16 protein-coding genes and 2 pseudogenes are annotated in these 21,048 nt (G+C 72.9%); 7 read left to right on the forward strand and 11 right to left on the reverse strand.

Annotated elements, in window-relative coordinates; all coding sequences use genetic code 11:
- Positions 1 to 144: 144 nt before the first annotated feature.
- Together IF00_RS0118700 and IF00_RS0118705 are read right to left on the reverse strand one after the other, a co-directional pair.
- Positions 145 to 3,294: a type 2 lanthipeptide synthetase LanM family protein gene (locus IF00_RS0118700; RefSeq protein WP_030319470.1), complete on the reverse strand. Its 3,150-nt coding sequence runs from the start codon at positions 3,292 to 3,294 to the stop codon at positions 145 to 147.
- Positions 3,295 to 3,427: 133 nt separating this feature from the next.
- On the reverse strand, positions 3,428 to 3,898 hold the full coding sequence (locus IF00_RS0118705) for a GNAT family N-acetyltransferase (RefSeq protein ID WP_030319471.1): 471 nt from the start codon (positions 3,896 to 3,898) through the stop codon (positions 3,428 to 3,430).
- Between the two features lie 114 nt (positions 3,899 to 4,012).
- Between IF00_RS0118705 and IF00_RS0118710 the strand changes: the two genes are divergently transcribed.
- Positions 4,013 to 4,519 (forward strand): hypothetical protein, encoded by a 507-nt coding sequence (locus IF00_RS0118710; RefSeq protein ID WP_030319473.1) that lies wholly within the window; start codon positions 4,013 to 4,015, stop codon positions 4,517 to 4,519.
- 146 nt (positions 4,520 to 4,665) lie between these two features.
- Here the strand turns inward: IF00_RS0118710 and IF00_RS0118715 are convergent, their stop codons facing one another.
- Both IF00_RS0118715 and IF00_RS0118720 read right to left on the reverse strand, forming a co-directional pair.
- Complete coding sequence (locus IF00_RS0118715) at positions 4,666 to 5,349, reverse strand: transcriptional regulator (protein WP_245234566.1); 684 nt, start codon at positions 5,347 to 5,349, stop codon at positions 4,666 to 4,668.
- 77 nt (positions 5,350 to 5,426) lie between these two features.
- The gene (locus IF00_RS0118720) at positions 5,427 to 7,592 is read right to left on the reverse strand and encodes a SpoIIE family protein phosphatase (protein WP_051820479.1); all 2,166 of its coding nucleotides are present in this window, start codon (positions 7,590 to 7,592) and stop codon (positions 5,427 to 5,429) included.
- Positions 7,593 to 7,951: 359 nt separating this feature from the next.
- On the opposite strand from IF00_RS0118720, the gene IF00_RS0118725 reads away from it, so the two are divergent.
- Both IF00_RS0118725 and IF00_RS0118730 read left to right on the forward strand, forming a co-directional pair.
- Positions 7,952 to 8,632 (forward strand): hypothetical protein, encoded by a 681-nt coding sequence (locus tag IF00_RS0118725; RefSeq protein WP_245234567.1) that lies wholly within the window; start codon positions 7,952 to 7,954, stop codon positions 8,630 to 8,632.
- Between the two features lie 227 nt (positions 8,633 to 8,859).
- Positions 8,860 to 9,345, forward strand: coding sequence for a VOC family protein (locus tag IF00_RS0118730; protein ID WP_030319480.1), 486 nt, complete (start codon positions 8,860 to 8,862; stop codon positions 9,343 to 9,345).
- Between the two features lie 746 nt (positions 9,346 to 10,091).
- Here the strand turns inward: IF00_RS0118730 and IF00_RS0118740 are convergent.
- Together IF00_RS0118740 and IF00_RS41380 are read right to left on the reverse strand one after the other, a co-directional pair.
- A complete protein-coding gene (locus tag IF00_RS0118740) occupies positions 10,092 to 11,261 on the reverse strand; it encodes an alanine--tRNA ligase-related protein (RefSeq protein WP_030319484.1) in 1,170 nt (389 codons plus the stop codon).
- 316 nt (positions 11,262 to 11,577) lie between these two features.
- Positions 11,578 to 11,769, reverse strand: a pseudogene (locus IF00_RS41380) (XRE family transcriptional regulator); the annotation flags it as partial.
- Here IF00_RS41380 and IF00_RS47045 point away from each other — a divergent pair.
- Positions 11,768 to 12,429 (forward strand): annotated as a pseudogene (locus IF00_RS47045) (MFS transporter); the annotation flags it as partial. The pseudogenes IF00_RS41380 and IF00_RS47045 overlap by 2 nt on opposite strands.
- Positions 12,430 to 12,612: 183 nt before the next feature.
- A complete protein-coding gene (locus IF00_RS0118750) occupies positions 12,613 to 13,665 on the forward strand; it encodes a terpene synthase family protein (protein WP_030319486.1) in 1,053 nt (350 codons plus the stop codon).
- Between the two features lie 54 nt (positions 13,666 to 13,719).
- Here the strand turns inward: IF00_RS0118750 and IF00_RS0118755 are convergent, their stop codons facing one another.
- The 5 genes from IF00_RS0118755 to IF00_RS0118775 are packed head-to-tail and all read right to left on the reverse strand — an operon-like array spanning position 13,720 to position 17,853.
- Positions 13,720 to 15,177: a cytochrome P450 gene (locus tag IF00_RS0118755; RefSeq protein ID WP_030319487.1), complete on the reverse strand. Its 1,458-nt coding sequence runs from the start codon at positions 15,175 to 15,177 to the stop codon at positions 13,720 to 13,722.
- Positions 15,174 to 15,797, reverse strand: a complete 624-nt coding sequence (locus IF00_RS0118760; RefSeq protein ID WP_030319488.1) for a GTP-binding protein — start codon at positions 15,795 to 15,797, stop codon at positions 15,174 to 15,176. The genes IF00_RS0118755 and IF00_RS0118760 overlap by 4 nt, the downstream gene beginning before the upstream one ends.
- Positions 15,778 to 16,134: a DUF742 domain-containing protein gene (locus tag IF00_RS0118765; RefSeq protein ID WP_030319496.1), complete on the reverse strand. Its 357-nt coding sequence runs from the start codon at positions 16,132 to 16,134 to the stop codon at positions 15,778 to 15,780. Before IF00_RS0118765 ends, IF00_RS0118760 begins: the two co-directional genes overlap by 20 nt.
- The gene (locus IF00_RS0118770; RefSeq protein WP_229312772.1) at positions 16,131 to 16,538 is read right to left on the reverse strand and encodes a roadblock/LC7 domain-containing protein; all 408 of its coding nucleotides are present in this window, start codon (positions 16,536 to 16,538) and stop codon (positions 16,131 to 16,133) included. Before IF00_RS0118770 ends, IF00_RS0118765 begins: the two co-directional genes overlap by 4 nt.
- A gap of 1 nt (position 16,539) precedes the next feature.
- Complete coding sequence (locus IF00_RS0118775) at positions 16,540 to 17,853, reverse strand: ATP-binding protein (RefSeq protein WP_158710482.1); 1,314 nt, start codon at positions 17,851 to 17,853, stop codon at positions 16,540 to 16,542.
- Between the two features lie 979 nt (positions 17,854 to 18,832).
- On the opposite strand from IF00_RS0118775, the gene IF00_RS0118785 reads away from it, so the two are divergent.
- Positions 18,833 to 19,426: a peptidoglycan-binding domain-containing protein gene (locus IF00_RS0118785; protein ID WP_051820420.1), complete on the forward strand. Its 594-nt coding sequence runs from the start codon at positions 18,833 to 18,835 to the stop codon at positions 19,424 to 19,426.
- Between the two features lie 55 nt (positions 19,427 to 19,481).
- Positions 19,482 to 20,915, forward strand: a complete 1,434-nt coding sequence (locus IF00_RS0118790) for a choice-of-anchor A family protein (protein WP_051820422.1) — start codon at positions 19,482 to 19,484, stop codon at positions 20,913 to 20,915.
- The last annotated feature ends 133 nt before the right edge of the window (positions 20,916 to 21,048 follow it).

The raw sequence follows: 21,048 nt of genomic DNA on the forward strand, positions 1-21,048 counted from the left end.
CTCACTCGTCCTTCGTGTCCGCGGGGTGGTGTGTGTGCCGTGGATGGTGCCGGTCGTGTGTGCTCTGCGGTGGTCCGTGGTGCCGGTCGAGGTCCTCCGCCGCCGAGGGCCAGGACGGTTCTCTGGGCGAGTCCTGGTAGCCCCCTATGTGGTGCGCATGAGGAGGAGTGACGGGACGCGCTCCGGGAAACCCGCCCGGAGGAGTCCGTGGCCGATGCCCGCGAGACCGGTCAGCAGGCCGGGGTGCGGAACGCCGTCCGGGGCGCCGCTCCTGGCATCGTTCTCCTCGACGGAGGCCAGGAGCGCCCCCGCCCGGCGGAGCCAGTGCGGTCGCGCTTCGGGGAGCGCGGTATGGCCGAGGAGTTCGCACAGGCCGGCCTCTCCGTGGCACAGGCTGTCGTCGGGTGCAGCCCCGTTCTGCCCCAGTCGCTCGGCGGTTTCACGCGCCCAGGCCGCGAGGTGCGGGTCGGCCAGGGCGCCGGGGGCGTCCAGCACGGCGAGGGCGATGCCGGCGTCCCCCCGGCACCAGGCCGACGCCCTGGCGGTGCCGGCGCGTCCGGCGCCCGGGGTGGGGGCGGAGACTCCCCTGCGGCCTCCGCCCGGTCCCGGGCCGCCGTCCGGCGGATCCGCGGGGACGGCCGCGCGGATCGCGGACAGGCCCGCGAGCCGGTACCGCTCGGCATCCTGGTGCGCCGCCCCGGCGGCGGCCCCGGCGGCGGCCTCGGCCTCGGCCTCGGCGAACCGCAGCAGCGCCCATCCGATGCCGGCAGCCCCTTCCGTGAAACCCCTCCCGAGGGAGGCGAGTTCACCCTCCGCGGGATCGGTGGCGGCGACGGAGCGGGCGGCGGCGACCAGCCGGTCCGCGCAGGCCCGCGCAGCCCGCTCGATCTCCGGATCGGCGACCGGGCCGCCACCCGTACGCGTATCCGCGCCCCGCCCCGTACGCGTAGCCGGACCCGTACGACCGCCACGCGCGGACGACAGCGCCACCAGACCGCCCGCGAACCCCGCGCCCACCCCGTACTCCGGCTCAGCCCCGGTCGCCGCGGCGGCCAGCCGCAGCGCGCCCGATGCCCAGGCACCGACCTCCGGATCGTCCAGCAGCCGTGCCGTCTCGCCGAGGGCGTACGCGATGCCGCCGAGGCCGGAGAAGGCCCCCGAGCCCACCGCGCCGAGTTCCTCGGGCCTGGCGTGCAGCGCTTCGAGCAGTCCGGGCATCGGCGTCAGGGCCGTACGGGCGGCCTCGGCATAGTGTCCGGCGCCGGTGAGGGCCGCCAACTGCGCCAGGAACAACGCCGGTCCGGTGTACCCGTCGGCCAGGTCGGCCGCCATCGGGCCGATCCGCCAGTAGCGGTCGTCGAGAAGCTCCAGACCGATCCAGTTGCTGCGCGGCCCTTCGCGGTACGCGAGGGAGACCAGCTGGTCGCCGACGGACCGGGCCGCCGAGAGCAGCCTCTCCGGCTCGGGGGCGCGGCCCGCGGTCCGGGTGCGCCGCCCCGCGACCGGCCGGTGCGCGGGAACGCGGGAGGTCGTCGCCATCGCGGCCCGGACGATCCATTCCTGGTCCTGACGGTCGACGGTGTCCAGGGCGTCGAGCTTCGCGTGGACGCGGGCGACGCCCGGCAGGTCCGTACGGTCCACCGGGGGCCGCCCGGGCGCGCCCCGGAGGTCGTCCCGACCAGGCTTTGCGGTGAACAACGGCACGTCCCCCGACCAGAGTTGGGCGATCTCCTCCTCGATCACGCCGGGCGCGAGGACCGGTCCGAACTGCTCGGTCCGAAGGGTCTCCAGGACCCGCTGCCGTGCATTCGCGTCCTTCAGCAGGTCGGGGTGCGTCGACTCGTCGAGCAGCAGCGAGTACACCCAGGTGGGGCGCACCACCACCCGTACCTCGTCCTCCTCGAAGGACTTCAACAGGCCGCTATGCCCCCGCAGTTCGCCCGCCGCAGCGCCCATGGCCGTGTACCCGGCCCGGAACCCGGCACAGAGCGCGTCGACGTGGGCACCCGGGTCCACGGGTCCGCCGCCCGTGACCCTCGGCCGGTTGGCGGACTCGCCGAACGTCCCGGCCCTGCGCACCAGTCGCATCCGGTCGGTACCGGCGTCGGCGAAGTCCGCGCGTTCGACGGGCGACACCCCCTCATGGCCGCCCCCGACCGCGGACACGTCCAGAGCGCTGTGGTCGCCGACCAGGAGCTGCGGCAGCAGCCCGACCCGGTACACCGAGTCGTGGAGCGCGCGGGCGGCGGGGTCGGCCGTGCCGGAGCCCGGCAGCGGCGGGTGGAACAGGGTCTCCACATCGACGAGGACCGGGTGGGCGCCCACGGCGATCAGGTTCTCGTGGTGCAGGTCGGTCCCGTCGAGCAGGTGCAGCAGCGCGAGCAGCGCGCCCTGGCGACGGTAGAACGTCTCGACCTCCGCCGCGGAGGCGCAGGGGCGGGCGGCGACGAACTCCACCCATCCGTACGCGCCCCGGTCGAGCAGCCGCAGGGTGCGCAGGTCCACGGCGTCGGGGAGCCCGTTGAACCAGGCGACGAGGTCGTTGAAGTGGCGGTGTACGGCGAGGGGGCGCGGCTTGTACACCAGCCGCGTGCCGTCGGCGAAGCGCAGCAGCATCACGCTGCGCCCGCCCCGGTGCCCGTCGCCGGCGCCGGGCTCGATGCCCACGAGCGGCCCCGGGTCACCACTGGACGCGGCGAGAAGGCCGGAGGTCATCAGGAGGGCGTGGTCGTCCGCGAGCCGTTCCAGGGCTTCCGCCACCGCGTCCGCCGCGTCGAGCGCCGCCCGCCCGAGGATCCGCGCGAGGACGGGGCGCCCGGCCAGCAGGTCGGAGAGTCCTCGCCGGGAAGCGGTACGCGCCAGGAAGTCGCGGAACCGGGCCCGCGAGTCCTCCCCTTCGAGCCGCCCGGCGCCTCGCGCCTCGTGCAGTTCGAGGACCAGCGTCCGCGCGGCGGCCCGGGCCAGCCTGCCGCTGAGCTGCCGCTCCAGGTCGCCCCGTACGGCGGCCATGTCCACGAGCGCGCAGGCCCGGCCCGACAGGCGCCGCTGCAGCCGCGCCCCGGCGCGGCCGGTGAACGGCCGCAGGACCCACTCGAATCCGCTGAGCCCGGGCAACTCCCCCGTGAGCTCCGCGGATGCGGCCGCATCGGGGGCGGCGGCCACGGCATCCTCGGCCAGTACGGCCCAGTCCGGCCGTTCCGCGCCCCCGTCGTCGCGCACCAGCCCGCTGTCCCACCATCGCTCGATCGCCGACAGCGACGCCGCCGCCCGCTCATGCCCGGCTCTCACCGCCATCGCCCCCTCCTCGGACCGGCCCGGCCCACCGCTCCGGGCCGTGTCCGATCCTGGTACGGGGTGGGCCCGCGGGGCATGGGGAACATCCCCCCATGTTTTCCAGCGGGGCCCTCTCCCGGCCGTGCGGAGCAGCTCAGGCACCGAGTGGCAGTTCCAGCAGTTCGTCCGAAGGCTGGAAACCGGAGCGCCGGTAGAGGGGGCTGCTGCGCTCCGACGGCCAGACGATCAGCGTGTCGAGGCCCGCTCCGTGTGCGTGCCCCTTCAGCGCCTCGAGAAGGCGCGCGCCCGCCCCTCGGTTCCGTTGTGACGGCAGGACGAAGAAGTTCGTCACGTAGCCGATCGGGCTGTTGTCGCCGTACGGATCCGGGACCCTCTCGACCGGGCAGAGGAAGACGTGACCGCAGATCTCGCCCTCGGTCTCGACGACCCAGGCCAGCCACCGGCCGTCACCGAGCCGGTCGTGGATCCACCGCTCGGCCTCTTCCCGGGGCCGAGCGGGGGCGGGTGTCCCGTCGTGGTCCTCCTGCTTGAACGTCCAGCGCAGCTCGGCCAGGGCCCCGGCATCGGCGGGCCGGGCCGGACGCACCACAAGGTCTGTGCTCATGGGAGCGAGCTTCGCTCCCGCAGCGCGGCAGGACCAACCGATTTTCCAGTGGCCTGCCACGCAGCCCGGCCGGACGACCGAGGGTGTCGGCGGCCGCGGCTATCGTTCCCGGTCATGGGGTTCTCGGGGTCTTTCATCGTCGCGCGAGCCGGCCGGCCGCTGACGGAACTGGCGGCGGTGCGGACCGCGGACTGTACGCCGTTGTGGTCGGCGCGCGATGTCGCAGGATGGCAGGTCCTGCAAGCGTGCCCCATCACGGATCCGGACCCTTCGCTCATCGATGAGACTCACGCTTCTGCGCTGGTTGCCCATGTGGTCGACAGCGACTTCGCGACCGTTCAGGCGGAGAGTCCCGACGGCCTGTCATGGCAATGCGCTTTGTCCCCGGAGATGGCACGGGACTACGGATTGCCCGGGGAGTGGATCGGTGATGCGGCCGAGGTGGGTGAGCGAGCTGAGTCCTGGGCCCGAGGAGCCGGCCTTCGGCCGGACATCGTGGCGCTCAGGGCTGCCCTGGCGGCTGAGTGTGATCCGCTGGCGGAGGACCTGGTCTTCGCGCTCCTTCACGCCCTGGGGTTCCGGTTCCATGACGGGACCGACCTGCAACCACCCGCCGTGTGACGGGGCCGGCCGCCGGCTGTGCCCTGTCGACCGGCCGACCGAAGCGCTCAGCCGGTTCCCGACCTGCTGCTCGCCCGGTCGGCGGACAGCGCGCACGCGTCCGCGCCTGCCGGCCGGCGAGCCCGGCCTGATCGACATGACGCCCCCTAGGCGTGCACCGCGGGCTCCTCGCCCCGGGCGATGCCGAGGGTGGCGAGCAGGTCCTCGTGGAGTTCCATCCACACCGTGTGGCACGAGTCCTCCTTCACCCGGTCGACCCACGACAGCTCGCCGCGCCGGACCCGCGCGAGCGCCCCCGTGAAGCGGGGGCCGTACCCGCCGAGGCGGCCGATCCTCGTCCCCAGTTCCTCCGACAGCAGGTCGATGACCCCGCCCAGTTCGGTGAGTTCGTCGAGCACCCGCCCGTCCCACGCCGCGTCCCCGTGGTCGTTGACGGCGAGCCGGCCCGCACCGTCCGGCCGCAGCTGCCAGTCGGTGCACGCCCGGAGACAACGGGCGTTGTGGGCGAGGAACGTCTCGTACCGCTCCCGTACGAAGGGTCCCAGCCCCGCCTCCGTGAGCTCCCCGGCGAGCTGCCGCTCCCCCTCGGCCCGGCCCGAGTCGGTCAGGGTCCACCCCCGCGTCCCGGCGAACGCCCGCCGGGTCACCCAGCCCCTCGCCTCGTGGTCGAGAAGCGCTTCCCGTACGACCTCGGAGTCGAGTCCGTAGCGTGCCGCCGCCTCGTCGTCGCCGGCCACGCCCTTGAGCCGTACGGCGTGCAGGGCGAGCAGCTCGGGGGCGGAGACGACGGGGCCGGCCGAGGAGTCCTGGAGATCGCTGGGGTTCACCACACGTCAGAGCATAGGTCTCCGGGGCGGGGCGGGCCCTGTCCCGTACGGTACGAAGCGGAGGGACCCGCGGCCGGGAGCTACCGCGGGGACGGCGGCGGTCTTTGGACCAGGAGGAGGGCCACGTCGTCGGTCCTGTGCGCGGCGTCCCTGACGTGCAGGGTCAGTTCGTCCGCGAGGCGTTCCAGGTCGGGGGCGCCCGACACCCCGAGCCTCTCGGCCAGGTCCGCCATGGCCGTGCCGATGTCGAGGCCCGGAGCCTCGACGAGACCGTCGGTGTACAGGGCGAGGACGGAGCCTGGCTCCCAGGGCAGCTCCATGGTGTCGTACGTGACGTCCGTCGCGATCCCGAGGAGGAGCCCCGGCGGCACCTCCAGCACCTCCGCGCTGCCGTCCGCCCGGCGCAGGAGGGGCGGCGGATGGCCCGCGCTCGCCAGCCGCAGCCGGTGCTGGGCGAGGTCGAACTCGGCGATCAGGCAACTCGTGAAGCGGTCGGCATCGAGGTCGTCGAGCAGCCGGTTCGTGCGCGCCAGGATGTCGCCGGGCGACGCGCCCGCCGTCGCGTGCGCGTGGACGGCGGTCCTCACCTGACCCATGAGCGCGGCGGCGGTCGTGTTGTGCCCCTGGACGTCACCGATGACGGCGACGACGGAGGTGGGAGTGGCGCGGACGAGGTCGTAGAAGTCCCCGCCGATGTCCATGCCGTGACCCGCCGGCAGATAGCGGGCGGCGACGTCGAGGCCCGGGAGCGGGGTCAGGCTGTGGGGCAGCAGAACGTTCTGGAGGCTCCGCGCGAGGGAGCGGTTGGCGTCGTACAGCCGGGCCCGGTCCAGGGCCTGGGCGATGAGCCCGGCCAGCGAGGTGAGCAGCGCGCGCTCCGCCGACGGGAAGGGGCGCGGCCGTGCGTACGAGAGGACCAGCGAGCCCACAGGACGGCCGGAGGCGATCAGGGGCAGAAACGCCCAGGCGTTGCGGCCCTCGTAGCGCGGGGCGTGGGGATGGGCACGGCGGAGGTCCTCGTAGGTGGGGAAGAAGACGGGGACGCCGGTGGAGAGCACCTGGGCGTCGGCGACCGGCGCCGTGAGCGGTTTGCCGTCGAAGCGGTCGACGAACTCGTCGCTGTAGCCGCGGTGGCCGATGACGCGGAGTCTGCCCTCGTCGACGCTCATGAGGATGAGGCCTTCCGGGCCGAAGGCGGGCACGATCTGGTCGGCGACCAGATCGACGACGTCACGCACGCCGGCCGCCTCGGCCAGGGACGCCGCCAGATGCATCAGCTGGTACACCGCCGCCGTACCGACCGGCTCGCCGAGGCGGCTCGGCAGCGTCGGGGCGGAGGCGGCCGGGGCGGAGCCCCGGTAGGGGACGGGCCCGTCGTGGGGCAGCGTCCCGTCGTGGGGCAGCGTCCCGTCGTGGGGCAGCGTGCCGTCCGCCTTCGGGATGATGAGCACGCTGATGCCGGTCGCGTCCGGGTAGAGCTCGAACAGCAACGACGGCGCCGGCCGTCGCACCACGGTGAACGACGTCGGCCGCCGGGTCACGGCCGCGGCGCGGTAGCGGTCCTCGAAGGCGGGGTCGTTCAGCCACAGCAGCGTCTCCCACGGGCGCTTCCCGAGGAGCGCGGCCGCACCGGCGTTCACCAGCTGGGCGGCGGCGGTGTTGATGAAGGTGATGCGCCCGTCGAGGTCCAGGGCGCAGCACCCCACCGGCAGCCGCTCCGCGAGGTCGAGGGCGGCCGCCGCGAGGGCGGGATCGGCATCGGAGGGCCGCTCCGGGTGGACGACGAACGGTTCGGTGGGGTGAGGGGGCGGGGGATCCTGATCGGCTGCACGCCGCAGGAGCCGTGCCGCCAGGCGGCAGTGGGCGTCGAGCGTCTCGTGTTCGCGCGCGTCGAGTTCCGGCGCGTGCGAGACCGGCCAGAGCAGGACGACACCGCCCCATACGGTGGTGTCGTCGGTGATGGGGACGGCCGCCAGCATGAAGTCGTACGGCAGCACGATCCCGATCCGCGGGTAGTGGTGGGCGATCTCCTGCAGGCCGCTCAGCCAGACGAGTCTCCGCTCGCGGATGGCGTCGGCGACCGGGATCGGGGCGTCGGCCGGGATCCGTACCCAGGGCGCGGCGATCTCCCGGGACATGCCCGAGAGGAGCACCAGGCGCAGCATCCGGTCCCCCGGGATCAGCAGGTAGACCAGCCCCACCGAGGCTTCGGTGTCCCGCATGAGACCGGTGAGCACGGCGGCCATCCGGCCGTCGGCGAAGACGTCCTCCGTTCCGCTGCCCGCGCTCCCGCTCACGGGCCTCACCAGCCCGCGGCGCCCGGCACGGCACCCCTCGGGTCCGGGCGCGCAGCGCGGCGCCCACCGGTCCACGCGTCCGGGCCCGGCGGCCCGGAGCGCGGTCGACGGCGGGATACGCGCTCGTCACGCATATTCGGACGATACGTCGCCCGCCCGGCGCCCGCGCGACGGGGACGGAGACGGAGGCAGCGGCGGAGGCGGGGGCGGGCGGAGGCGGGGCCCACGGGTTGCGCCCGCCCGTGGGCTATCGTGCACCGTCGCCGGCCGCCGCACCCGGGAGGGTGGCCAGAACCAGGAGAACGTGCATGTCAGAGGCCATACACGGCAGCGCAGCAGCATCTGGCGTCGCCCATCCGCCCGCCTCCGTGCGGCGGTCCGCCCGGCCGCGTACGGCGGTGGGTCGCACCGTCGCCCTGGTGCTGTACGTCTGGGGGTCGGCCGCTGTGGTCTCGGGCGTCTCGTTCCTCGTCCCGAGCGCGGAATGGGTGGCCATCGGCACCGGAGTGGTGCTGTGCCTGGCCTTCGGAGTGCTGCTGCACCTGCTGCACCGGGGCGTCTGGCTGGTGCTGCTCGCGGTCGCGCCGGCGCTGTTCGTGCTGGTCGGCGCGGTCCAGTACGCGCCCGAACTGGCCCTTGAGCGGTACGGGGTCCGCGAGAACGTCGTCGTGGTGGCCGACAGCGCCGCCGGCACCGGCGGCAAGAACCACGAGCTGACCCTGCGCGGCTCCGACGGGCAGGAGCTGGCGGAGAAGTTCGTCTATCGCGGCAGCGGCGCCCCGGCCGTCGGCGAACGGCTCGTCGTCGTGCGTGACGCACGCGGCAAGGTTCCGATGGAACAGGCCGACCAGGTCGACGCGGCCGGCCGACTGAACGGGCTCGTCGGCGGCCTCGTCGCCTGGAGCGTGCTGGTGCTGCTCGCCGGGTGGCGCGGTCATGTCGCGCGTCGCCGTGACCTGCAGCGGTACGTCGGCGGCGCGGGCCGCTGACCCCGCGGAGCGGCGGTCCGCGGGGGTGAGCCGGCACGCGGCGGGCGCCGACGGGGCAGGGGCCACGCAGCGGGCGCCGGTCATGAGCGCCCTCGTCGCCGCTGCCGCTCTTCGGGCCATCCCGTGGTCGCCCGCCGCGCGGCTTCGGCGCGTGGCGCGGGGGCCGGGATATCAGTGGGCGGAGGTGGCGGTCGACGGCGACCGCCCTGTCGGGAAAGGCGGAGTCCGTGACCGTGCAACCCATCCCCGAGGGGTATCCGCGGGTCACGCCGTACCTCTGTGTCGACGGAGCCGCGGCCGCGATCGACTTCTACGTGGACGTGCTCGGCGCCGAGGAGCGCATGAGGATGCCGGCCCCGGACGGCAAGATCGGCCACGCCGAGCTGGCCATCGGGAACTCGGTCATCATGCTCGCGGACGAGTTCCCGGACATCGGGTTCCGCTCCCCCAGGTCGATCGGCGGGACGCCGATCACCCTGCACGTGTACGTGTCGGATGTCGACGCGGTCTTCGCCCGGGCGCTCGCGCGGGGCGCGAAGGAACTGTCGGCGGTCAAGAACGAGTTCTACGGCGACCGCACCGGCCAGTTCGAGGACCCCTTCGGGCACCGCTGGAACGTCGCCTCGCACATCGAGGACGTCCCGGCCGAGGAGATGGGCAAGCGGGCCGAGGAAGCGCTGGAGTCCTTGAACGCCGGGTCGAACGGCGCCTGATCCGCCGGTCGAGCCTGATCCCCCGGTCCGCGCCTGATCTCCTGGCGGTGCGTGCCCGCCGTCAGCGGCCGTACATGCCGCGGCACAGGTCGGCCGCGCCCATGGGAGCGTCGACGTCCTCGGCCTGACGGCACAGTCGGCGCATCTCCGGAGTCCCCGCGCCCGTCGGCCGCGGCCCACCGCGCGTGGCGGACGGCACCTTGGGGCGTGGCGTCCCCCGCCCTGACGGCACCGCCGCCCGGGGTTCCGTCCGTGTACGGGTCTTCCCCGCGGTCTGCTTCGCCCGCTTCGGCGATTGCGCCGAACTCCCCGTGGCCGTCGCCCCTCCGTGCGTCGGCGGCGGTGCCGTACGCCGCTCCGGTGACCGCCCGGCGGCGGGAACCTCGGCGGTGCCCACCACTGCGCGGGTGCCCGGCCGTCCGCTCGGCCTCCCGGCCGGCGGGCCGGGGAGCGGCTCCGTGTGGGCGATCTCCTCGTGGGGCTCGGGCTGCGCGGGTACGGGCCATGCGGGAACCGGGATCGGGGGCCGGTCGGCGGCGGGCGCCGGCCCTCCGGGACCGGGCTGAGGCCGGGGCGACGGCGGGGTGGGAACGGCCACACAGCCGGCCGTGAGGAGTACGGAGAGCAGGAGGAACGTCGTACGGCGGGGGTACATGGGGATCACCGTGCCCGAACCGGCCCGCGGCGCGTGGGCGGCTCGGACCGGGTCCACCGTCACGGGTGAACCCGGTCGTACGGAGGGACCGTCACTCCTCCTCGCGCAGAGTCCTCACCAGGTCCCGAGGCAGACCGTGCGTGTCATGGAGGTAGTGGAGGTCCTCCTCCACCAGCGGGCGCCGGAACCGCGGGCGGGCGAGCACCTGCCGGCCGCGTTCGAGGAGCCGTCCGAACCGGCGTTCCTCGTCGAGCAGCATCCGGCGCACCTCGCCCGGGTCCGTGTCCTGCCGGAAGTGGTCCAGGGTGTGCTCGATCACCTCGGACGGCAGGTCGCCCAGACTGCGCGTCGGGTCGTCCCGCCACAGCACGGTGAGCACGCGGCGGACCAGACGGCGCACCACGTAGCCCCGTCCGGTGCTGCCGGGGCGCACCCCGTCGCCGCTCACCACGACGGCGGAGCGCAGATGGTCGTGGACGAGCCGCCGGGTGGGTTCGTCCAGCGTCCAGATCCGGGGGACGAGGCGGCGCCAGGGGTCGAAGACGTCGCATTCGAACACGGACGACTTCCCCTGGAGCAGCGAGGCGAGTCGCTCCATGCCGAGCCCGGTGTCGACGTTGCGCTGGGGAAGCGGGACGAGGGAGCCGTCGTCGAGGCGGCGGTGACGCATCATCACGTGGTTCCACACCTCCACCCAGCGGTCGTCCTCGGTGGGTGTCGAGCGGGGCGGGGTGTCCCCGCTCCACAGGAAGATCTCCGAGTCGGGGCCGCAGGGGCCGGTCGGTCCGTTGGACCACCAGTTGTCGGTGACGGTGAGCTCCACGGGGACGCCCCGGTTCTGCCAGAGTTCCAGCGAGGCGCTGTCCTGTCCCGTCCGCTCGTCCCCGGCGTACACCGTGGCGTGGAGGAGGCCCGGGTCGATGCCGAGGCCCTCGGTGAGGAGGTCGTATCCCCATGCGAGGCTCTGGGGGCCCTCGTAGTCGCCCAGCGACCAGGTCCCGAGCATCTCGAAGACGGTCAGGTGGGTGGCGTCACCGACCTCCTCCAGGTCCGTCGTGCGCAGACAGCGCTGCACGTTGACGAGTCGCCGGCCCATCGGGTGGGGGCGCCCCTCCAGGTAGGGGGTGAGCGGGTGCATGCCGGAGGTGGTGAACAGGACCGGGTCGCCCGGCGGTGGCAGCAGCGTCGATCCGGTGATGCGGCGGTGGCCGCGCTCCTCGAAGTACTCGACGAACGTGCGGGCGATGTGCTCGGTCTTCATGGGACGACTCCTTCGCGTACGGCAAGGGAGGCACCGGAGAACGGACCGGCGGGTCGTCGAAGCGGGCGAAGGAGCCACGGAACCACCGGCGGGCCGTTTCCGGTCGCCGGTGGGAGGGGAAGGTCAGGCGGCGGCAACCGGCGAGCTGGTCGCTCGCGCGGTCGCGGTGAGGCTTCGGCCGGTGACGTTCATACGAGCGACGATAGCCCGCCGCCGCCGTTCGGGCACGCGATTTCTCACCGGCCGGCCGGGGGCGCTCTCACGTGCGCGCCGGTCCGTCGTCTCCGTGCCGCCGCACGGGCCGCCGTGCGGACCGCTACGACGTGCCGCCCGGCTCCTTCTCCGTCCGGTGCCCCCGGCGGGCGTCGCGGTCGAAGATGCCGAGGATCTCGCACGGTCCGCCCTCGGCGCCGATGGCGCGGGGCGGCATCGCGGGGAACTCCGCGGCCTGGTTGGTCTCCACGCGGATACGGCGGTTCCCGAGCAGCAGGACGGCGGTGCCGGAAATGCCGATGGCCGTGGCCATGATGGCGCCCTCGGGTCTCGCCCCGAAGCCGGCGGTGCGGGCCGGTGCCCGTTCGACGATGACGACGGGCATCCTGCTGGCCGGTGCGGGGCTGGCGCTGATGGCCGCGTTCGTCTCCGTCGACGGCGGCTGTCCCTCCGTGCTCCCCGGCATGCTCGCCGTGGGGATCGGCGCGGGTCTGGCCATGACGCCCTCGACCGAGGCCATCACGGGCTCCCTGCCGCGTGAGCGTCAGGGCGTCGCCTCCGCGCTCAACGACGTCACGCGTGAGTTCGGCACCGCGCTCGGCGTCGCCCCTGCTCGGTGCACTGGTCTCCGCCGGTTACCGCGGCGCCATCGACACCCGGCTCGACGGCGTCCCCCACGGGGTGGCCGAAAGCCCGCGAAGGCGTCGCGAACGCCGTCGAGGCGGCGGGCGGTGCCGGCTCCCACGGGCGGGAGCCGGTCCGTGCGGCCCAGGAGTCCTTCGTCGACGGCTGGCAGCAGGCCATGTGGGCGGGCGTCGTCGTGATGGGCGTCCTCTTCCTCTGCGTACTCGTCCGGGGCCCGAAGGGCGCTCGGACGGAGACACCTGGGAAAGGTGATGACAATCTGCGCGGAATTACGGAACGTTCTCCAGAAGGATCGTTTCCTTCCGCATGAAGCTGTTCTGAATACTGGTCAGGAACAGTTGAGGGGTTGACGATCGCTGGTGGCGGGCAGGTTTGGAGGGCCGCGGGCCGGGCATCGTCCGGCGTCACGGCAGTGCGGCCGTCACCACGTGCGGGAGTGCGCACAGCCCAACCGCGTCCCTCCGCGGCCGAACGAAGAAGGAGGTTGGTCCCCATGACAGTGCGTGCTCTCGAGCAGCCCCGGCTGTGGATGCCCTATCCACTGCGGGTGAATCCGTATCTGTCGGCCCTGCACGAGGAGAGCGAGACGTGGGCGCGCGCGATGGGCATGCTGGACGGTGCGGAAGGACCGTCGGGTCATCCCCCCATATGGACCCGGTCCCAGTTCCATGCCATGACGGTCGACCAGCTGACCGCCTGGGCCCTGCCCGACGCCTCGTTCGCCGACCTGCGACTCAACCACCGTTTCAACATCTGGGCGTTGGCCTGGGACGACTACTTCGCCGCCGCGTTCAAGCAGACCGGTGACCTGACCGGCGCCGTGGCCTTCACCGCCCGGCTCCACGAGTTCCTGCGGCCGGACGTCGGCAACGGCGCCCGGTTGCCCGAGCCGTCGAACCCGGTCGAGCGGGGCATCGCCGATCTGCAGCGGCACTTCTTCCCGCCCCGACTGGCGCACTGGCGCCACGAGTTCAACCGGGCCCTGGTGCGCTACGTCGACGCGGGAGTCGAGGAGCTGGTCAACAGCCGCGCCGGCCGGGTCCCCCACCTGATCGAGTACGCCCCGTTCCGGCGCGAGAGCTTCGCCGCCCACACCGCCCCGTACTCCGTCGAGCTGGCCACCGGCGCGCGCGTCCCCGAGCAGATACGGCACAGCCGGACCGTACAGGCCCTGCTCGACGCCTTCATGGACTACATGGGGCTGGCCAACGACCTCGCGTCGTACGAGCGGGAGGTCCACGAGGAACACGACGTCAACAACCTCGTCGTGGTCCTCGGCACGTCCCTGGGCATCGCCCTCCACGACGCCGTGCCCGCCGCCCTGAATCTGGTGAACACCCGACTGCGGGACTTCGAGCACCTCCGGCAGAGCGAACTGCCGCAGCTGGTACGGCGATCGGGACTCGACCACGACGAGCGGGCCGAACTGGAGACCTGGCTCCAGGGGGCCTGCGGCTTCCTGTCCGGCCTCCACGCCTGGTACACGGGAGCGCCCCGTTACGCCGCCGCGGACCTCGCCGTACCGGAACAGCGGCACCGGTCCTGATCCGGCGAGGGGGACACCGACGGACGGGCGTCGGCAGCCCCCTCGGCGTGCGGCCTACCTCAGCCGCAGCAGGCGCCTGAGCCGCGTCCGCCACGAAGGGCGGGGTTCGGGCCGGCGCTCCGGCTCGGGCGCGGGCTCCGGCTCGGCCGACTGCCACGGCGGTGCCGCCGGCGTCCCGACGCTCGGGGCCGGCGGGGCCGGCAGCGGGCTCGGGACGTCGAAGTCCTGGGGGGCGCGGGCGGCGAAGCTCACCGGCAGCGCCGTCAGGTGCCGGGCCCAGGTGGAGGAGCGCCAGGTGAGGTCCTCCTCGGGGATGGACAGGGCGATGTCGGGGAGCCGGGTGAGCAGGATGTCGATGCCGGTGTCGGCGATGATGCGGCCGATGTCCTGGCCGGGGCACTCGTGGGTGCCGGCGCTGAAGGACAGGTGCGCGCGGTTGTGGTGCACCGGCGTCGAGGGATCCGGGCGGATCGCCTCGTCGACGTTCCCGGCGGCGAGGCCGAGCAGGAGCATGTCTCCCGCCTTGATCTGCTGTCCCCCCAGGGTGGTGTCGCCGTTGGCCCAGCGGCCGGGGCACACCATCAGCGGGGGCTCGTCCCAGAGGACCTGCTCCACCGCTTCCGGCAGGGTCATCTGGCCTCCGGCCAGCGACCCGCGGAACCGGGGGTCGGTGACCACCATGCGCAGAACGTTGGACATGAGGTTGGCGGTCGTCTCGTACCCGGCGAGGAGGATCAGGCGCAGGTGGTGCTGCACCTCCTCGTCCGACAGGTTCGCGGGGTGGGCCATCAGCGCGGACGCGATGTCCTGCCCCGGGCGGACCCGCTTGGCGTCGACGAGCTGCGCGAGGCTCTCCAGGACGTACGCGTTGCTGGCGAGCGAGGTCTCGGTGGCCTTGAAGAGGTCACGGGCGGCGTGGACGAGCCGGGGGCCCGCCTCGTCCGACATGCCGAGCAGGTGGGTCAGCGTGAGCATCGGGACGTGCTCGGTGAACTGGCCGACCAGTTCCGCCTCGCCGTCCTCGCAGAACGTGTCGATCACCTGGTGCGCGAAGCGGGTGATGTGGCGGCGGATGCCCCGGTGGTCGAACTGGCTGAGGCCGGCCGTGACCGCGCCCCGCAGGCGCTGGTGCTCCTCGCCGTCGGCGCAGACGCAGTCGGGGCGCCAGCCGATCATCGGCACCAGCGGCGAGGTGGCGGGGTCGATCTCGCCGCTGCGCCAGCCGTGCCAGACGCGGGGGTCGCGGGAGAACTGGGTCGGACGGCTGGCCACGTCCCGGTTCTCGAGGTAGCCGAGGACGAGCCAGGCGCGTACGTCGCCGTCGAGCAGCACGGGCGCCACCGGACCGTGCTTGGCGCGCAGTTCCTCGTACAGACCCATGGGGTCCGTCTCGGCGGCGCCGCCGTAGAGACGGGTCGCTCCACCGGGTCCGGTGGCGACGTGGGCCGGGCAGCCCGGCGGGGGGATCGCCCCGGGCAGCTCTGCGGTGTGTTCGGCGGGCGGGAGGGTCATACGGTCTCCTGGGCGGCGGCGAGGGTGCGCAGGTAGACCATCAGCGACAGCAGGGCGTCACGGCAGGACGCCCGGTCACGTGCGTCACAGGTGACTATGGGCACGGATTCGCTGAGGGCCAGGGCAGCGCGCAGGTCTTCTACGGGGTGGTGCGGAGCCTCGGGGAACGTGTTGACGGCCACGACGAACGGGACACGGCGGTCCTCGAGGCGGGTGATGACTTCGAAACAGACTTCGATCCGGCGGGTGTCGACGAGGACGACGGCACCGAGCGCGCCTTCGAAGATGCCGTTCCACAGGAACCAGAAGCGTTCCTGTCCCGGCGTCCCGAACAGGTAGAGGATCAGCTCCTGGTTGATGCTGATCCGTCCGAAGTCCATGGCGACGGTCGTGGTGTTCTTGCCGTGGGCGCCGGGGTTGTGGTCGATGCCCACGCCCGCCTGCGTCATGGTCTCTTCGGTGGTCAGGGGCGGGATCTCGCTGACCGCGCCGACCATGGTCGTCTTGCCGACCCCGAAGCCTCCGACGATCACGACCTTGACGCCCCTGGCGCTGTGGGGCAGCGGCATGTCCGTGCCGCGTGGGCCGGCATCGCGTACGTCAGAGCTTGCGTAGTCCATGGATCACCGCCTCCAGCAGGCCGCGTTCGGGAAATGCCGCGACGGGCACGGGTGCGATGGCCTCGACCCGTTCGTCCTCGACGAGTTGGGAGAGCAGCGTGGTGACGACGCTGAACGGAAGGCTGAGGTACGCCGACACCTCGGCCACCGAGAGCGGGTAGGCGCACATCGTGAGGATGGCCGCCTGCTCGGGCTGCATCGCGGCGTCGGGCTCGGAGCGCGTCGCGATGAGGGTGACCAGGTTGAAGGTGTTCGCCGCGGACCCCGTGCCCCCGGTAATGACGTAGAGCGGAACAGGATCGTTTTCATTCCAGGGGTCCTGGTTCTCCGATGTCACATCGCCTGCCCGACGTCCTCACGAGGAGGGCTGGTCATGTGCTGCCCGATCCGAACCACCAGCGTCCGCATGCGGTCGCCCAGCAGACCGGCGTCCACCTGGTCGTCGGCGAGCACCGCGAGGTAGGCGCCGGGGCCGGCCGCCATCAGGGAGAAGTAACCGCCGTCGGCCTCGATACCGACCATCCGCGTCGAGCCGTCCCCCTCGGGGAACCGCTGGGCGATGGCCCTCGCGAGGCTCTGGATGCCGGAGCAGGCCGCGGCGATCGCGTCGGCCGTGTCGGGCTCCGTGTTCGACTGCCCGATGCACAGGCCGTCCGCCGACAGCACGACGACGTGTCGTACGTACGGGACGCCGCCCACGAGCTCCTTGAGCATCCAGTCCATGTTCGGCAGTGGCAGCATGTTACTCGACCTCATCTGAAGGATCGCTGTGTGAAGGGGAAGGTTCGGCGGCCGCGCGCTTGTCGCCGTTGAAGGCCTCCCACATCAGACCCGGCTGACGGGTCGTGCCGGAGGATCCCCGGGGGGCGGCCGGAGCGGGGGGCGTGGGGCCCACCTGGACGATCGGCGTCTGGACGGGTGTCTCGCGTCGCCGCTGCGGGAGTCCGTTGACGGTCTTCCCGACCTCCACGGATTCCTGCGGGGCGTCGCCCGGGGGCGTCGGCCTGGGCAGGATCGGGCCTCCCGTGCGCCGTCGGGCGGGCGGCTGCGGATACCGCACGGCGGACTGCGGCACCGTGGTGATCAGATTCCTGGGAACCAGCACCACGGCCCGTACGCCTCCGTAGGCGGAGGTCCGCAGGTCGACCTCGCAGCCGTGCTCACGTGCCAGCCGGCTGACGACCGGCAGACCGAGCTGCGTCACCTCGCCGAGCCCGGCCAGGTGGATGCCCGAGGCCGACTGCGCCATGATGCGCTCGACGCGCCGGCGGACCTCTTCGGTGAGTCCGACTCCGCGGTCCTCGATCTCGATGGCGATGCCGGAGGGCACCTCGCTCGCGGACACCTCCACCGGGGTGTGCGGCGGCGAGAACGTGGTGGCGTTGTCGAGCAGTTCGGCGAGGAGGTGCATGAGCGGCTCGGCTCCCGGGCCGACGACGGCCACGGCGGTCACCGACTGCAGCTTCACCCGGGGGAAGTCGACGATGCGCGACATGGCTCCCCGCAGCACGTCGTAGAGCGGGATCGCCTTCGACCACTGCCGTCCGGGCCGCGCGTCACCGAGGACGGCGATGCTGGCCGCGAGGCGGCCGATCAGGGCGGTGCGGTGGTCGACGCCCTGGAGGCCGCGGGAGACCACGAGATCCGTGCCGTGGAGGATCTGCATCGCGTGCAGGTCCTTGGCGAGCTGGTGCACGATCGCCTGGACGCGGCGTGCGACGGCGACGAGTGCCCGCTGGGAGGCGTCCCTGGTGTACTCCTCGGCCTCCACCGCTTCCAGGAGCGTCTGCAGAGCCCCGCGGACCGCTTCGGTGAACTCCTCGTCGAGGTGCTCGCCGAAGTTGACGGACCGCAGGATCTCCGAGGCGGGATCGCCCTTCTTCATCCGGGCGACCGCGGCCGGGAGCAGCTCCTCGGCGAGCCAGACGGTGGTGGCGCGCTGATCGGCCAGCCGTCCGAGCAGCGCGGACTCGCGTTGCGCGTAGTACTCCTGCGCGTCGGCGATCGCCTGCTCGTCGCGCATCACCGCCCGCGCCCGCAGTCGGCGCGCGGTCACGGCGGACGTGGCGGCCGTCAGCGCGACCGCGGCGAGACCGCACCAGGCGACCGGTGTCCGTATCTGTGCAGAGGAGAAGAGAAGCGCTATGGCAAAGGCTCCGGCCAGAACTCCGGGGGGGAGGAGCCAAACGCGATCGACCGCGGGTGGCCGGGCTCTGGAAATTGAACCTGCACGAACCATCAAGGGGTCCCTAATCAGTCTGGAATGAACGGACTGAGGTGATGCGGTGCACCGACTGGAACGAATCGGGCCTCTTTCGGGCGAGTGCCGCGTTCCGTCCGTGCGGCACCACAGCGTTCATGACTCGCTGTGACCGCAGCGCAACACACGGGGGAGCATAGTCAGTTCGGGTTCGCCATGTGACCGTGCTGGAAGGGCTGCCTCCAGTGGTCACTCTCGACCCATAAAGCGACTAATCACTGCACGGAAAATGCAATGAACCGATCACACCGTGGCGTCCATTCATCAGATTTCGCGGCCCCCGAACAGACGACCGCCCCGCGAGGGGCCACCCCACCGGAACCACGGAACCCTTCCGGGCGCCACCGCCACCTCCTCGCGTGTGAGGTGCGTCACGCCTTAAAAGTCCTTTAAGGAACAAGGTCGAGAACCTCCCGATTTCTTACGCATTGACGCCAGTTGACGCCTCCTTTGAACGACGGTCAAGATCTCCACGACCTCGCCACACATCACTCGGCTTCACCACATCTGGAGCAACTCGATGCGCAACAGGGCTGCCCTGACCACAGCAGTCACTCCCGTCGCCCGGGAGTCAGCGCGCCCGGAGCACCCGTTCGATCGCGTCTTCGGGAAGGTCGCCCAGCCCGGCCGCAGCGGTGCGGGAGTTCGTGGACAGGACGTCGAACTCTTCGACGCCACAATGCGGCTGCCGAAGGTCCCGGCCCATGCCGCGACGCCCTCCCCCAGGTCGCGCCGGTCCCGGACCGCTCCCACGGCGACCCACGAGTGGCGGTCCATGTCGCTCCCCCTGATGGTCGCGGGCGCGCTCTCCGCGGGGCTCGCCGGTGCGCTGACGGTCTGGCTCTCCACCGACCCCGAGCCCGCGCCCCGCTCGCTCCCGTCCCTGTCGCTCCCGCTCCCCGGACTCGCGACGGCCGCGACCCCGTCCGCGACCCCCTCGGCCGACACACTCGCCCCGGCCCGCACGCGCCCGTCAGCCGAGCAGAGCGCTCGTGTCCGCGCCGCGCGGGCGACCCCTCCCCCGGCCCCCATCTCACCCACGCCCTCGACGCCCCCCTCACGCATCCCCGCGGCGACGCCCTCCGCCGTCCCCTCCACGACGCCTCCGCCGCCGCCTTCCTCGCACCGCCCCCATCAGCCCTCACGGCCCACGTCGCGCGACCTCGCCCTGGGCAGCACCGGTCCCGAGGTCGCCGATCTCCAGCGGCGGCTCCAGCAGCTCTACCTCTATCTCGGTTCGGCCGACGGGGTGTTCACCGAGTCCGTGGGTGAGGCCCTGAGCCGCTTCCAGGTCGCCCGGAACATCCCGGAGGAGCCGGGCGTCTACGGCCCCCTCACCCGCGCCGCCCTCCGGGCCGAGACCGACTGAGTCCAGGCGATCCACCTCCCCCCACCCTTCGCAGAACCCAGAAAAGGACCAGCACATGAGCACCACCGGAAGAACGGGCCTTCGGCTGAGCAGCGCCGTGGCACTCGGCGTCGTCCTCGGCATCACCGCCGCGGGCCCCGCCCTCGCCACACCCCTCGCCCCTGCCGCCACCCCCGCCCCGGGGAGCGCCCGCACCTGCCCGGCTCCCGGCGAGGAACCCGGTATCGGTCACGAACCGCGGTTCACCGACACCAACGTGGCCCTGTTCGCCGGCGGCGACTACACCGCCGACGGCACGTCCGCCGAGGCCGAGGGCCTGCTGGTCGTCGGCGGGAACGCCACCTTCGCCAAGACGTCCGGCGGCGTGTTCAACGTCGGCCGCGCCGGTGCGGGTTCCGGCATCGTGCCGCCGCCCGGGTCGGTCATGCTCGCCGTGGGCGGGGACCTGGCGATAGCCGGTGGGACGACGGTCGACGTCGGCCACGGCCTCACCTCCGCCTCCGGTCACGGCGGCGCCGTCCGTGTCGGCGGTGCCATCGACGAGAAGGGCCGGCTGGAGACGAACGGCGGGAGCCGCGCGGCGGGTCTGGGTGCGCGCGGCGCCCTCACGCCGTACGACACGTTCGCCGGCACCGTACGGGACGAGTCGGTGTCCCTCGGGTCGCTGAAGCCCACGGGCACGAGCGTGCGCCGGGGCGACACCGTCACCTTCGAGGGCGGCGCGGCGGGCACCGCCGGCCCGCAGGTGTTCGAGATCTCCGCCAAGGAGCTGGACGGCGCCTCGTCCTTCGACTTCCGGTCGATCCCCGGTCGGTCCGCCGTCGTGGTGAACGTGACGGGACGTCAGGCGGTGGGCATCTCCCCGCTGTCCGTCGGCTTCAACGGCGACCGCGTCGACGCGTACGGCTCCGCGCACTTCGGCGAGGCAGCCTCGCGGATCCTCTACAACTTCGAGGCGTCCCCTTCGCTCACGCTCGGCGGCGGAGGGAACTTCATGGGGTCGATCCTCGCTCCCGAGGCATCCGCGGACCTGACGGCCAGCACGAACGGCCGCGTCTACGTCGGCGGCGACCTGCGCACCCACGGCACGGGGAACGAGACCCACAACTACCCGTGGACCGGTTCCTCGACGTTCACCTGCAAGCCCACGCCCGAGGGCCCGAGCGCCACCCCCACACCGACCAGCTCCGACACGACGTCCACCCCCTCGTCGCCGGCCCCCACCACCTCACAGCCCGCGACGGAGACCCCGGCGGCCCCGGAGACGACGGCACCCGAGGGCTCGGCGCCTCCCACCGAGAGCAGCTCCGCACCGGCCGCGCCCGGTACGACGCCGCCCTCGCCGTCCGTCACCGAGCCCGGCGAAAGCTCCCTCGCGACCACGGGCGCGCAGCTCACGCCGTACGCCGTCGCCGCAGCGGCCCTCGGCGCGGCCGGTGCCGCGATCCTCGTGTTCGCCCGTCGCCGCCGCGCGGGCGCCCGGCACTGACCCGGTGATCCGACGCCACGCCCGACCACGGGCGTGGCCACGAACGCACACTCCACAGAGCCGCCCTCCGGCCGGGACCTCGTCCCGGCCGGAGGGCGGCTCTGTGCCGTTTCGCCCCCCTCGGCTCCTCCAT

The organism is Streptomyces flavochromogenes (assembly GCF_000717595.1).
GTDB classification, from domain to species: domain Bacteria; phylum Actinomycetota; class Actinomycetes; order Streptomycetales; family Streptomycetaceae; genus Streptomyces; species Streptomyces flavochromogenes.

What these genes read in the sequence shown, in the direction of transcription:
- IF00_RS0118700 (WP_030319470.1), bottom strand. Translation starts at nt 3,294, where the DNA reads ATGGCGGTGAGAGCCGGGCATGAGCGGGCGGCGGCGTCGCTGTCGGCG.
- IF00_RS0118705 (WP_030319471.1), bottom strand. Translation starts at nt 3,898, where the DNA reads ATGAGCACAGACCTTGTGGTGCGTCCGGCCCGGCCCGCCGATGCCGGG.
- IF00_RS0118710 (WP_030319473.1), top strand. Translation starts at nt 4,013, where the DNA reads ATGGGGTTCTCGGGGTCTTTCATCGTCGCGCGAGCCGGCCGGCCGCTG.
- IF00_RS0118720 (WP_051820479.1), bottom strand. Translation starts at nt 7,592, where the DNA reads ATGGCCGCCGTGCTCACCGGTCTCATGCGGGACACCGAAGCCTCGGTG.
- IF00_RS0118725 (WP_245234567.1), top strand. Translation starts at nt 7,952, where the DNA reads ATGTCAGAGGCCATACACGGCAGCGCAGCAGCATCTGGCGTCGCCCAT.
- IF00_RS0118740 (WP_030319484.1), bottom strand. Translation starts at nt 11,261, where the DNA reads ATGAAGACCGAGCACATCGCCCGCACGTTCGTCGAGTACTTCGAGGAG.
- IF00_RS0118750 (WP_030319486.1), top strand. Translation starts at nt 12,613, where the DNA reads ATGACAGTGCGTGCTCTCGAGCAGCCCCGGCTGTGGATGCCCTATCCA.
- IF00_RS0118755 (WP_030319487.1), bottom strand. Translation starts at nt 15,177, where the DNA reads ATGACCCTCCCGCCCGCCGAACACACCGCAGAGCTGCCCGGGGCGATC.
- IF00_RS0118760 (WP_030319488.1), bottom strand. Translation starts at nt 15,797, where the DNA reads ATGGACTACGCAAGCTCTGACGTACGCGATGCCGGCCCACGCGGCACG.
- IF00_RS0118770 (WP_229312772.1), bottom strand. Translation starts at nt 16,538, where the DNA reads ATGCTGCCACTGCCGAACATGGACTGGATGCTCAAGGAGCTCGTGGGC.
- IF00_RS0118785 (WP_051820420.1), top strand. Translation starts at nt 18,833, where the DNA reads ATGTCGCTCCCCCTGATGGTCGCGGGCGCGCTCTCCGCGGGGCTCGCC.
- IF00_RS0118790 (WP_051820422.1), top strand. Translation starts at nt 19,482, where the DNA reads ATGAGCACCACCGGAAGAACGGGCCTTCGGCTGAGCAGCGCCGTGGCA.